Source organism: Klebsiella sp. BIGb0407, assembly GCF_024807845.1.
In the GTDB taxonomy this organism is placed as follows: Bacteria; Pseudomonadota; Gammaproteobacteria; order Enterobacterales; family Enterobacteriaceae; genus JGM124.
Genome location: NZ_JANUEQ010000001.1, coordinates 492,970 through 506,010, shown reverse-complemented (window position 1 = coordinate 506,010; position 13,041 = coordinate 492,970). Strand labels below are relative to the sequence as shown.

At 47.5% G+C, this 13,041-nt stretch carries 13 protein-coding genes; 5 read left to right on the top strand and 8 right to left on the bottom strand.

The features are described from left to right. On the top strand, positions 1-1,176 hold the full coding sequence (locus M2387_RS25795) for a GNAT family N-acetyltransferase (RefSeq protein WP_310572753.1): 1,176 nt from the start codon (positions 1-3) through the stop codon (positions 1,174-1,176). 176 nt (positions 1,177-1,352) lie between these two features. Here M2387_RS25795 and marA read toward each other — a convergent pair whose 3' ends face one another. Next, positions 1,353-1,736, bottom strand: a complete 384-nt coding sequence (gene marA / locus M2387_RS02395; protein ID WP_259046932.1) for an MDR efflux pump AcrAB transcriptional activator MarA — start codon at positions 1,734-1,736, stop codon at positions 1,353-1,355. 20 nt (positions 1,737-1,756) lie between these two features. Next, entirely contained in the window at positions 1,757-2,134 is a 378-nt protein-coding gene (locus M2387_RS02390; RefSeq protein ID WP_259048249.1) for a MarR family transcriptional regulator, read from the bottom strand. A 235-nt stretch (positions 2,135-2,369) separates the two neighbouring features. On the opposite strand from M2387_RS02390, the gene M2387_RS02385 reads away from it, so the two are divergent. Continuing rightward, positions 2,370-3,023, top strand: a complete 654-nt coding sequence (locus M2387_RS02385; protein ID WP_259046931.1) for a MarC family NAAT transporter — start codon at positions 2,370-2,372, stop codon at positions 3,021-3,023. Positions 3,024-3,080: 57 nt separating this feature from the next. Here M2387_RS02385 and M2387_RS02380 read toward each other — a convergent pair whose 3' ends face one another. Both M2387_RS02380 and M2387_RS02375 read right to left on the bottom strand, forming a co-directional pair. Next, entirely contained in the window at positions 3,081-4,301 is a 1,221-nt protein-coding gene (locus tag M2387_RS02380; protein ID WP_259046930.1) for a sugar transporter, read from the bottom strand. A 243-nt stretch (positions 4,302-4,544) separates the two neighbouring features. Further along, complete coding sequence (locus M2387_RS02375) at positions 4,545-5,147, bottom strand: helix-turn-helix transcriptional regulator (protein WP_259046929.1); 603 nt, start codon at positions 5,145-5,147, stop codon at positions 4,545-4,547. Between the two features lie 43 nt (positions 5,148-5,190). Here M2387_RS02375 and M2387_RS02370 point away from each other — a divergent pair, with 43 nt between their 5' ends. Both M2387_RS02370 and M2387_RS02365 read left to right on the top strand, forming a co-directional pair. Next, the gene (locus M2387_RS02370) at positions 5,191-5,886 is read left to right on the top strand and encodes a B3/B4 domain-containing protein (RefSeq protein WP_259046928.1); all 696 of its coding nucleotides are present in this window, start codon (positions 5,191-5,193) and stop codon (positions 5,884-5,886) included. Positions 5,887-5,906: 20 nt separating this feature from the next. Further along, complete coding sequence (locus M2387_RS02365; RefSeq protein WP_259046926.1) at positions 5,907-6,800, top strand: dihydrodipicolinate synthase family protein; 894 nt, start codon at positions 5,907-5,909, stop codon at positions 6,798-6,800. Positions 6,801-6,821: 21 nt separating this feature from the next. Here M2387_RS02365 and M2387_RS02360 read toward each other — a convergent pair whose 3' ends face one another. The 3 genes from M2387_RS02360 to M2387_RS02350 form a co-directional block, all read right to left on the bottom strand. Continuing rightward, positions 6,822-7,823, bottom strand: a complete 1,002-nt coding sequence (locus M2387_RS02360; protein ID WP_259046924.1) for a helix-turn-helix transcriptional regulator — start codon at positions 7,821-7,823, stop codon at positions 6,822-6,824. Positions 7,824-7,911: 88 nt separating this feature from the next. Further along, positions 7,912-10,260, bottom strand: coding sequence for a beta-glucosidase family protein (locus M2387_RS02355; protein ID WP_259046923.1), 2,349 nt, complete (start codon positions 10,258-10,260; stop codon positions 7,912-7,914). A gap of 14 nt (positions 10,261-10,274) precedes the next feature. Further along, positions 10,275-11,639 carry an MFS transporter gene (locus M2387_RS02350; protein WP_259046922.1) on the bottom strand — a complete coding sequence of 455 codons (1,365 nt, stop codon included), beginning with the start codon at positions 11,637-11,639 and terminating at the stop codon, positions 10,275-10,277. Between the two features lie 250 nt (positions 11,640-11,889). Here M2387_RS02350 and glsB point away from each other — a divergent pair, with 250 nt between their 5' ends. Next, positions 11,890-12,813 (top strand): glutaminase B, encoded by a 924-nt coding sequence (glsB, locus tag M2387_RS02345; protein ID WP_259046921.1) that lies wholly within the window; start codon positions 11,890-11,892, stop codon positions 12,811-12,813. Between the two features lie 33 nt (positions 12,814-12,846). Here glsB and M2387_RS02340 read toward each other — a convergent pair whose 3' ends face one another. Then, complete coding sequence (locus M2387_RS02340) at positions 12,847-12,969, bottom strand: hypothetical protein (protein WP_259046920.1); 123 nt, start codon at positions 12,967-12,969, stop codon at positions 12,847-12,849. Positions 12,970-13,041: the final 72 nt, after the last annotated feature.

The window sequence follows — 13,041 nt, the reverse complement described above, 5'->3', positions numbered from 1 at the left end:
TTGTCACTTATTATCAATGAATTTCAGCAACCCATTGGCCTGCCGCTGCCGAACTGGCAGCCCTGCGGATTGCCACAGCGCATAACACTTGAAGGGCGCTATTGTCGACTGGAAGCTCTCGATGTCGCCCGTCATGGCAATGCGCTCTGGGAAGCCTGGCAGCAGGCGCCTGATAACAGCGGCTGGACTTACCTGAGTATCGGTCCTTTTAGTACGCGTGATGATTTTATCGATTATCTGAATCAGGCAGCGGGTTGTCAGGATCCTTTCCATTTTGCCGTGGTTGATAATGACAGTGGTCAGGCGACAGGAACGCTCTCATTGATGCGTATTGACCACAAGAGTGGCACTATTGAGGAAGGATGGGTGGTGTTTTCACCTCTACTGCAACGTTCAGTCCAGGCGACTGAAGCCCATTTTTTACTGATGAAGTATGCATTCGAAACCCTGGGCTACCGTCGTTATGAGTGGAAGTGCGACAGTCTGAATGCACCTTCGCGTCGGGCGGCTTTGCGTCTAGGATTCCGTTATGAAGGCCTGTTCCGTAATGCCGTCATCTACAAACAACGAACCCGGGATACCGCCTGGTTTTCGATTATTGCCGACGAATGGCCGCGCATAAAAGCAGGGTTTGAGGCCTGGCTTGCCGCGGACAATATGGCGCACGGGATTCAAAAAGTCAGCCTGTCAAAACTCCGTGATACCCCGGGAGCCCCGACTGCACTCGCCGGCCACTTGACTGTGCGGTTACTGAATGCCGGAGACCTCCTGCAATGGCAGGGATTATGGCAGGGTTATCTGACCTTCTATGAGTCCGATTTACCTGCTTCTCTGAGTACTTTAACCTGGGAACGTCTGCTTGATCCTTCCGAACTCATAAAGGGTATGGCGGCTTTTGATGAGAAAGGCATCATGCTTGGCTTCACGCATTTTGTATACCATCGTAGCAGCTGGTCTGCGACCTATTATTGCTATTTAGAAGACTTGTTTACTGCACCAGATGCCAGAGGTAAGGGCGTAGCCCGGGCACTGATTGAGGCGGTACGCATTCAGGCAATGGCAGATAACTGCAGCCGGCTGTACTGGCACACCCATGAAAATAATACGCGGGCACAGGCACTGTATGACCGTGTTGCGACGCAATCAGGTTTTATTCAGTATCGTAAGGGATTATAAAATCGGATAGTCATCAGAACAGGGCTCAACAGATTAACAAAGCTGTCCGGGCTTTGTCGGATAATAAGTGGCTGACCTGGGCATTCATTGCTGACAGGTCACCGACTTCCGACGATGTTATATCACCCGACATCCTGGTAATAGTGACTCTTTTTTTGTTCATCGAGAGTGGAAATCTAACTGCAGCACTGATTAATCGGCAGAATATATTTCGTATCCTGAACCATTCTGGCAACACGATATTTATGCGGCGGTACCGAAAAATAATTTTTAAAGGTTCGTGTCAGAGTCTGCTGCGATTCAAAACCATAGCTTTCGGCTAAATTTAAAATCGGTTCATTGCTTTCTTGTAATTTAAGTGCAATTTCCGTCAGCTTACGGTTACGGATATACTGACCCAGAGAGTATCCCGTTTCTTTTTTGAACATCCGTTGCAGATGCCATTTTGAATAACCCGAACGCTGTGAAACTTTCTCCAGCGAGAGAGGGGTTTGTAGATTATTTTCTATCCAGTCTAAAATACTGTGAATAGTAATGGTATCGTTGTTCTGTCTGGACATTATTCTACCTCTTTGCAGGTTTACGGCAGTATCTTTGTAAGTAATTTATAGAGTGTATCGACTTCATCTGAGGTCAGATTTTTTGTCAGTTCGTTATGCATACTTAATCCCACAGTGCAATGACACTGCTGACAAAGCGCACTTCCTTCTGGCGTTAAACTGATCAGTATTCCACGCTTGTCTTTAGGGTTAGGCACACGATGTACCCAGCCTTTACATGCCAGGCGATCAAGCATGCGTGTTAATGCTCCAAGATCAACGGAGAGGATTTTTTTCAACTCCACCGGCGAAAGGCTACCTTGATGATGAATAGAGCACAGGACTTTGAATTGAGTGGCAGTAATATCCAGCGTACACAATGCATCGTTTAACAAGCGTTCACTATGCTGATTGACCATATGAATCAATCGACCAAGAGGGATAATTTCGTTAAACAAATCACAGTTACTGTCACGACTCAAAATGTTTGCCCAGGCAAGTAGTTAGTAACGTCAGATACTATTCATGATGAAACTATATGTCAATCAGGGGCAGACCCAGATGCCACAAATAGCTAAAAAGTCACAAATGATGCTAAAATCGATGTTAAAACACCGGGTTAAACTGAAAACTCTCGCTAAAAAGGGACATTAAATGATGGATTTATTTCGGGCAATAGGCCTCGGACTGGTTGTTTTATTACCCCTGGCTAACCCATTGACGACGATTGCGTTGTTCCTGGGCCTGGCGGGTAATATGAATAAACAGCAACGTGATCGTATCGCTGTGATGACTGCGATTAACGTTTTTGCCATTATGATAGTGGCTTATTACGCCGGTCAGGTGGTGATGAATACCTTCGGTATTTCTATCCCGGGGTTGCGTGTTGCGGGTGGGCTTATTGTCGCGTTCATTGGTTTCAGAATGCTATTTCCGGCGGCTAAACCGCAGCGTACGGGTGCGGATGACCATAATGACGACCCGGATACCAATATTGCCTTTGTGCCTCTGGCGATGCCAAGTACTGCCGGGCCGGGTACTATTGCGATGATAATCAGTTCGGCCTCTACAGTCAGGCAGAGTGATGAGTTTTCTGCCTGGGTGCTTGATGCCGCTCCACCACTTATTTTTCTGATAATCGGTTTGATACTGTGGATAAGCCTGCGCAGTTCTGGCTCGATTATGCGTATTGTGGGTAAAGGGGGAATCGATGCGATTTCGCGTCTGATGGGCTTCTTGCTGGTGTGTATGGGTGTTCAGTTTATTATTAATGGTATTCTTGAAATTATTAAGACCTATCCCGCTTAATGTCTCAGCGCTTTATTTGTCTCCCGGTATTGCCGGGAGACAAAACTATTCTTACCGTCAGGCCTGAACGTGTCCCTGCGTTTGCTGTGATCCAGGCTCTGGTTCTGACTTAGACGTCCAGATTTTATAAATTAATACTGACAGTATAAATGCCGCCAGAACTGGAATTGCACCCACAAAACCAATATCCGCCATCGAGAAATGCAGGCTAACCTGGTTACCTAACAGAGCTCCGGCACCAATACCAATATTAAAGATTCCTGAGAATAAGGACATTGAGACATCGGTGGCATCCGACGCCATTGTCAGGATCTGTACCTGCATGGTGAGGGTTATCGTCATCACGGCAATACCCCAGAACATGCACAGAACCATCAGCGGGACTTCACCTACTGCGGCTGGCAGCAGCAGCACCAGACAGACCAGCAATAAGCCAATCGCGCCGCTGAGCAGATGTGAGGCATATTTATTACCCAGCTTACTGAAGACAATACTGCCAACAATACCTGCAGCCCCGAGGATCAGTAATAACAGTGTGGCAAAGTTTGCACTCAGTCCGGCAATATTTTGTACGAAGGGTTCGATATAGCTGTAGGCGGTATAATGCCCGGTCACCACTATAGCTACCAGCAGGTAAAGACTCATCAGGGCCGGACGGCGGAGCAGTAACGGTAAACTTGCCAGAGAGCCTGAACGTTCACTAGGAAGCTGAGGCAGCAGACGCACCAGGCAAATTAGTGTCAGGGTCGCAATAACCCCGATACCGAGGAACGTGGTCCGCCAGCTAAAATATTGTCCGACAATACGGCCTAGCGGTAAGCCCAGCACCATAGCCAGTGCCGTACCGGTCGCTATCAGACTTAATGCCTGAGCTTTTTTGCCAACAGGAGCCATACGTAAGGCGAGTGATGCCGTTATTGACCAGAAGATAGCGTGCGCAAAAGCGACGCCAATACGACTGATAATAAGCACGGTAAAATTCCATGCCAGGAAAGAGAGAATATGACTGGCAATAAAAACGACAAAAATGGCGATTAATAAGCGGCGACGTTCCACTTTCCCGGTTAATAACATAAAGGGCAGGGATGTCAGAGCCACTATCCAGGCATAAATTGTCAGCATGATACCAACCTGCGCGGTTTCCATATCAAAGCTTTGAGCAATATCTGACAATAAACCGATAGGAACAAACTCGGTGGTATTAAAGATAAATGCAGCAACGGAGAGCATAAGCACCCGCAGCCACGCAGTTTTGCGAGAGACTGGTTTTAAAGACATTTTTATTTTTGGCAGGCTGGTAAGAAGTGGTGAAATGATAAGCTGCTCTCAACCGCTATTCAACTGATTTTGTGATTTATGTCTCATATTTAACCCGATGCATCATGTGACACTGTCACAAGGCTGGGAGTCGTCATTATAGCCATACAGCCGTGTAGCCCTGACAATGATGCTGGCTGGCTTAAGCACGATTATATTCTCCTCCTATTATTTAAGGACGGTGCATATCTAGTGGTGCATCCCTCAGGATGCTTTTTCGTTAACAGTCATGATGAATTTCAGGATGCCTTCGCCCTGGTTTTCATAGAAATGAGGAACATCCGTTCTGGCTGTGGCGGAGTAACCGGTAATCACCTGGAAAAGACTCTCTTTCACACCAAGAGTAAGCGTTCCGGACTGCACATACAGCAACTCCAGAGTTCCCGAAGGATGTCCTGGTGAAGAAAATTTTTCACCGGGCTGCATTTCCCACATCCAGAGTTCCGTCATATCAGGGCCACCTGAGCCAGCAAGGAGCTTTGCGCTTCCTCCTTTTTCCCCTTTCCAGAGTTCAGGGATCTCTGTATCCGCAATAATGTTAACGTCAGGTTTTGCGCTGACATCGACAAAATCAGCAACGGATACCCCCATTGCAGCAGCAAGGCGACATAACAGCGCAATACTGGGGTTAGCTTTACATCCCTCAATCTCTACCAGCATGCCTTTACTGACATTTGCTCGTCTGGATAACTCATCGAGGGATAATTTTTTTTGCTTGCGGTACTGTTTAATCCGGTGCGAAACAGCTTCGTTCACCGTATTGACATCTGCACCTGCATCGGTCATTAAATTGACTTTTTTGGTCATTGGTCGATATTATGGGATAAATTGGTCATCACAGGATTATCGCGTGTTTACAGTCTCCCCGTCAATTGCCCCTGAAGTTTATGATATCGCCCCCGGTTTCCGGGCCCTCAGTATCTATGTGCAGGCCGCTCCAGTACTAAACCCGAATGTTGGGGAAATAGCTCTGAAAGCAGCTTGTAAAGATGTTATGGCTGGAACCCCTGAATGGGCTGAAACTCATTTGACCGCGTGGGCAGAAGTATTTCAGAGATTTGGCGCCAAGCCAAAGCGGACACCTTGCTCAGCGGATGCTTTGCGTAAACGTGTTATTCGCGATGGCGTAATGCCAGCACTCGACCCGGTAGTGGATCTCTATAATGCAGTTAGTTTGCAATATGCGGTTCCGGTTGGCGGTGAAAATATCTCTGCCTATCAGGGGGGGCCGCGCCTGGTTGTGGCGAAGGGTACAGAACCTTTTGATACTGTAAAAGGAGGCGAGACCACAGTTGAATGTCCTCTACAAGGTGAGGTTATCTGGTGTGATGATGCAGGGGTGACCTGCCGCCGCTGGAACTGGAGACAGGGGATCAGAACCCGTTTAGATGTTGAAGCTCAGCAAATGTGGTTCATTCTGGAGAGTCTGCCGCAGATGCCACTGGATAAGCTTCATGAAGCCGGAAAAATGCTGACCGACGGCCTTGAAAAAATGATGCCCGGTCTGTGGTTTGACGTGGTGCTCATCGAAGAGCGAAGTCATTAATATCATTCAGGATAAACATAATGTTCACTGGTTTGTCTGCTTTCCCGTTAACCCCAATCACTGCCAGCGGCATCGATGAACAGGGGTTTATTAAGATTCTGGCCCGTCTTACCGAAGCCTGTGTCGATTCTATAGGCATTCTGGGGTCAACCGGATGTTATGCGTATTTAAGCCGGGATCAGCGCAACCGTATTGCTACTCTGGCAAAACATTATGCCAGAGATATTCCCATGATGGTGTGTGTGGGGGCGGTCAGCACCGAAGCCATTTTGCACCTGGCAGATGATGCACAGACAGCAGGCGCGAATGCCTTGTTGCTTCCGGCGATCAGCTACCAGGCACTCCGTGATGAAGAGGTCTTCGCACTTTTTGAGACGGTTACCCGGCACGCGTCTGTCCCGGTTTGTATCTATGATAATCCAGCAACCACGCATTTTACCTTTACGAATGAACTGCACGGCCTGTTGTCATCACTGGGTGGAGTGCGTTCGATTAAGATCCCTGGTGTTCCTGATAGCCTGGCTGCGGCTACAGATAGGGTGGATGCGCTACGCAGAAATCTTCGTCCGGGAGTGACAATCGGTATCAGTGGTGATGCTTGCGCCGGGCTTGGATTAAATGCAGGTTGTGAGGTCTGGTACTCCGTGTGCGGTGGTCTGTTCCCGGAAACAGCAAAACAGATCACAGAGGCTGCAGCAGCACATAATCATGCCCGCGTCACCGCACTGTCATCCCGGCTTGAGCCGTTGTGGGCGCTTTTCCGTAAACATGGCGGAAGTATTCGCGTTATTGCAGCTGCTGCTGGTGTGCTTGGACTTACCGATACGGATTGTCTTCCTCGTCCTCTGCTGCCTTTAACACCAGGCGATATTGCGGAGATTGCCCGTGTAATAACTGTTCTGGAACTGAAGTAACACACCCACAGGAACTGCAGTCTACCTGTCAGCAGGCTTGAACTCTAAATGCCGCAGACGTTTAATGACCTGTCTGTCCAGAGGCAGGCAGCGGAAATCGGTCATGATTTGCATTTCTGCCGCTGTATTTATAGCCGTAAGGTAGTTTTTCCTGAATTCAGTCGGGGTCATTCGACAGTACTTATTGAAAGCAAATATCAGCTGTTTATGGCCACTGAAACCGCAAATATAGCTGATATCAGTAATCGGGATCTGCGTATCTTTTAACAACTGTTTGGCTTTGTTTATTCTTATCATTGTCAGATACTCGATAAAATTATAACCACTTATTTTTTTGAAAATACGTGAGAAGTGATGATAGCTGGCACCGGCATTTTCAGCGATAGTTGCAAGTGTGAGTTCGTCATCAAAGTGCTGATTAATAAACTCGATGCCATATTTGACCAGCTTCTGATCTTTTTTTCTGATGCTAACTTGCTGTCGGTTACCGCGCTGTTCTGCGACCGTTGCCAGCGTCCCGAGGAGCTGATAAATCAGTGCAATACGGGTAAATGAAGGCTGAGCATCAACCTCAATCAGATGTTCAACCAGTGCTACCAGGCTATGCATGACCTTCCTGTCAGCGATACAAAGTGGCTGGCTGAGATCAAGGGTATAATCCATTTGCGGTGCCGGATGAATCTCATCAAAGAGATTCGGTGCAAATTGAATCGTCAGCAACTGGCTATCAGGAGCCTGCGCCTCTAATGAGTGGATCTCATCCTGATTGATATACAGAAGACTGCCAGCGGTTACCCTGAAAGTTGTATGCCCGAGTGTCACAGAGAACTCCCCGGACAGGATGCAGATTAATTCCGGAGCGGAGTGCCAGTGTGGTTCGCAGTAATAAACCTCTGCCGCAAAGACATTGAGTTTCTCAGCATCAAATGAAATTAACTCATATCCGTTACCCTCATGGAGAGTTGCAGTGGTTTGTCGCTGTGGCTTAAGTCCTGGCTGTTGAGTCACTGAAAACGGAAACATAGGTTTACTCCGTCAATCAAAAAAGAGCTAATTACCTTGCCTCCTCGCAGGACAATACTGTTGCCCTGCGAGGGAGTATGGACGTCATTTAATCCTGTGGTTCTTGTAAGGCCCGGGTTAATTCCTGGCGTGTAATATCGATATTCAGGAATTCTGTCAGGGCAATAAACAAACCACAGAACAGATCGGGTGCAACACGAATGAGTTTTTCTTTGACCAGACTTTCAGGCAGATTGTTTTTGCTCACCAGTAATTTAACCACCCGGTCAAAAGCGGGTGGATTGTTAATCAATTGTTGTAACGAATTATCCGCTTTCAGAGGCAGGTAATAAGGCCGGGCACAGACATTGACGACGGTACTGAGTGCAATATCTCGTGATGATCGCGCAATATGAAGATGATATTCCCCGGAATCAACGACCCAGGCAGACATTCCCGGATGGAAACAGGCAAAGTCTTGCCAGTTTACAACCAGACTTACTGTTTTCGTTTCTCCTGCTTCAAGATACACTTTGGTAAAAGCCTTCAGGCCGCGAACTTCACGTAACAGCTCGCCTTGTGGCGCTGAGATATAGAGCTGGACGATTTCTTTACCCGCCATGCTTCCACTGTTAGTGACTTCTACGCTCAGGGTGAGCGTATCGCCATCCTCAAGCAGCGTTGCGGATGTCACCAGACTGGCATAGGTAAAGCGTGTATAACTCAGACCAAAGCCAAACGGAAATTGTGGTGTCAGGTTACGTTTGTCGTAATAACGATAACCGACGAACAGGCCTTCGCTGTAATGGTGACGCAGGTTTTCACCCGGGTAACTGAGCCATGCGGGCGTTTCTTCCAGGGTATCAGGTACCGTGACGGTCAGCTTTCCACAAGGGTTGACCCGGCCAAAAAGAATATCGGCTACCGCGCGGCCCATACCCTGACCGGCAAAGAAGGTTTCCAGCAGGGCTTTACAGTCAGATAACCATGGCATGACCACGGCGTCACTGTTGGCTAATACCACTACCAAATTAGGTTGCACTTTGGCCACGGCACGAATTAATGCTTCATGAGACGGTAATATATCCAAATTCTTGCGATCGCCATTTTCACCATCTTCACCGATAGCGGTACTGACGAAAACAACCGCGACATCCGCTTTTTTCGCAACCTCAACGGCATGAGCCTGGGCTTGTTCATCAACAATATTATCCTGCGGAGTACCAGGGGCATATTCAATATTAAAATCGTTCTCAGCGACTTCAAAAATCTCATCGAGCGGCCTGTCCAGCATATAAGGTATCGTTGTTGCACAGCCCGACCCTTGAATAACGGGTTCCTGTGCGGGTTTCCCCAGCACGGCAATAGTGCGTCGTATACCTGGTTGCAACGGGAGAATGTTGTCCTCATTTTTTAGCAGGACAATAGATTCAGCAGCCAGTTTTTGTGCGAGCAGGTGGTGCTGTGGATAGCGGGCTTGGGTATCCGGTTTACGATTCCGCTGTACTTTATCGACCAGGGCTAACATGCGCAGGCAAGCCGTATCCAAAACCGAATCCGGAATTTCATTACGCTGGATAGCCGCTAGCAGTTCATCTTTATCGCGTTGTGTTTCAGGCATACCGAGATCGTTCCCTGCCAGTAAAGAGGCAGGCCGGTCTTTGATACCATACCAGTCGGATACTACCAGTCCGTCATACTGCCACTCATTACGCAGTACGTCGGTGAGTAACCAGCTGTCCTGTGATGTCTGAACACCATTGAGTCGGTTATAAGAAGACATCACCGTCCAAGGGTTCGATTTATCGATAGCGCGTTTAAAGCCAGAAAGGTAAATCTCACGCAAAGCACGTTCTTCAACCACCGAGTCCATTTCGGTGCGGCGAAACTCTGAGTTATTCGCCGCAAAATGTTTCAGGCTGGCACCGACCCCATTGTCTTGCAGGCCATTAATCAGTGCGGCCGCAATATCACCGCTGACCACAGGATCTTCAGAGTAATATTCATACCCACGACCGGCAAGAGGCGTTCGCCGGATGTTTATTCCCGGACCAAGCAGAATACCCACGCCCATTTCCTGACACTCTTCTGCCAGAGCTTCGCCCATTTGATACACCAGTTCAGTATCCCAGCTGCAAGCCAGCGTCGAACCATTAGGAAAGCAGGTTGCCGGTTTAGATTTACTGAATAGCGCTTCGGAACCGCCTTTCTGAGGTTCCTGTACAATTTCACCCGCGCTTTGACCGATAACGGCAAGAAAATCGGTGATATTCCAGTTATCTCCTTGTTCAATCTGGCTGGTGCTATAGCGGACGCCATAAGTACCATCTGTCATGACGATATCCTGAATGCCGTGTTGCGGCAAACTCGCGGTACGCCAGAGACCACTGCCGCTGAGTAAAGCGACTTTCTCTTCGCGGGTCATCGCCGCAATAATTGCCTGAAAATCTTTTTTCATATTCATTACCTGCACTATGACAGCTTATTAAGTTTACGTGATTCAATATCTTTGATGATATTCCGGTAGGTGTTTTCATCGAGGCTATAGAAGAAAATAAACACCATTCCGAGCGCAAACATCAGGCCAGGGAACAGGGTCATCATCAGATTGATGCCGTTTAAGGCACTGGCAGTGATATGGTCGGAAGAGTAATCAAAGTAGTCCAGCATGAGTCCGGCACAGCCGCCGCCAATCGCCATGGCAATTTTGGTGATAAAGTTAAAGAAGCCGTAGATAGCTCCTTCTGTGCGTACACCATGTTTCCACTCAGCAAATTCTACGGTATCGGCGATCATCGACCACATCGCCACAAACCCCATACCTAAAGTGATACTGAACAGACAAACGCCGGTCATTATCAGGTAACTGTTGTCACCAGCGAGAAAGTACTGGAACAACACGCCGATAATGCCTATCAGTAACCCCAGTTGTGCCATTTTCTTTTTCCCCATCATACTGATGAGTTTTTCTGAGACCACGGTTCCCGCAACATAAGCTGCAGATTGAATGGCGAAGAAGGTGGCGGTAAAGGATTCATTACCGAGAGTGTATTTAATAAAGTAAATGGCTATCGCCATCCAGACCGTATAAGCCATATAGAAGAACACGGTGAACAGCGACAGATTGATTAACGGCACGTTACCGGTGACTGCGGTGATCATTTCTTTCAGCGTCGGTTGTATCTGATTTGGTGAGCTGATAACCCGCTCTTTCGTCATACCAAAGCAGGCTAAGAAGAAGAACGTGGCGAGCAGACTGAAGCAGCTGACAGCAAAAACATAGCCCATTTTCTGATCGGTAAACTGTGAAATCAGTAAGTCTGCGCTGGTGGAGACAATCAGATACCCGATGATAGCAAAGACAAACCGATATACTGACAGAGATGCTCGCGAACCTTCATGCTGAGTCAGCATATTGGTCATAGCAGAATAGGGGGTATTCACCGCGGTGTAGGCGAGGCAGTAAATAGTGTAGGAAATCAGCGCATAGTAAAACTTGAAATCACTGTCTACAGCACTGAAACACAGAACCGTCAAAATTCCGAGCGGCACAGCGCCGAATAACAGGTAAGGACGTAGTTTGCCGTAGCGGGTATGGGTTTTATCGATAAAGTATCCGAGAAAAATATTAAATACCGCATCCAGCACTCGGGCGATCACAAAGATCAAACTCGCCTGTACGGCGGTAATGCCATAAATATTAGTGTAGAAAAACAGTAAGAACAGAGAGACAAATCCGAACGACAGGTTAGAGGCCAGATCCCCGAATCCATAACCTATTTTTTCCCGAATACTGACTTTCACGTAACTGTCAGAGGCGATTTCTATTGTTTTCATTATTATTCACTCATGCTGGTTGTCCTGGAGATGAGTATACCGAGGACAGGAACAGGGGCTTTCCAGCCGTTGTTTAAACGATTCCGATTTTTTGCTTTGTTATGGAATTGTGACAGCTATCACAGAGAGAAAAGACCTCATAACGACTAATGTATTTAAACCGCATTTTCATAGCATCTCAGGATCCTGCTCCCCAGACTTCCGTTGCTTTGCTATAATCTGCCAGTTTATCTTCTTCAGTCAGGAATTTATGGTGCCAGCATTAGACAATCAGTTACTGGAGGAGATCCTGCTCCAGGTTCGTCCTCTGGTGGGACAAGGGCGAGTAGCGGACTATATTCCGGCACTTGCTGCGGTATCTGGCGATAAACTCGGGATTGCGGTTTGTACCCTTGAAGGACAAATTTTCACGGCTGGCGATGCCAGCGAGCGATTTTCCATTCAGTCGATATCGAAAGTACTGAGTCTGGCACTCGCGATGGAGCGCTACGATGAACATGAGATCTGGCAAAAAGTGGGTAAGGAACCTTCCGGGCAGCCGTTTAATTCCTTGTTGCAGCTTGAAATCGAACAAGGTAAACCTCGTAATCCGTTTATTAATGCTGGCGCGCTGGTGATTTGTGACATGCTGCAAACCCGGTTAAGTGCACCAAAACAACGTATGCTCGAGGTGGTACGGGGATTATCTGAAGCCGGTGATTTAGTCTACGACACTCAGGTGGCACGTTCCGAATTTGAGCATTCCGCGCGAAATGCGGCTATTGCCTGGCTGATGAAATCATTTGGTAACTTTGATAATGATGTCACTACGGTATTGCAAACCTACTTCCATTACTGCGCGCTCAGTATGAGTTGTGTTGAACTCGCAAAAACGTTCGTATTTCTGGCTAATCAAGGGCGAACCTTGCATGCAAAACAGATTATTCCAGCTGAACATGCCCGGCAGATTAATGCCATGATGATGACCAGTGGTATGTATGATGGTGCTGGTGAATTTGCTTATCGGGTTGGCTTGCCGGGTAAATCGGGAGTAGGGGGCGGTATTATTGCTATTGTTCCTAATGCGTTTTCAATTGCGGTCTGGTGCCCTGAACTGGACTCTTCAGGTAACTCTCTGGCCGGTACTGCAGCGCTTGAAATATTATCTAAACGAATGGGACGTTCTATTTTTTAGTAAAGACAGATAACTTGTGACGTTGCGTGAGCACTAGATACTCATGGTATTAATTGCCAGACGTAACCAGAGTAGTATTACAATACTGACAGTCACCATGACGGCTGCCAGTATTACCGCGATAACGACTCGTTCTGACCATGATTTTTTCTGCATCACCTCTCCATGATTTTTAGCTATCGGAAAGACTAATATAAAACAGCGAATGTAAACCCAGACTAAACTTAC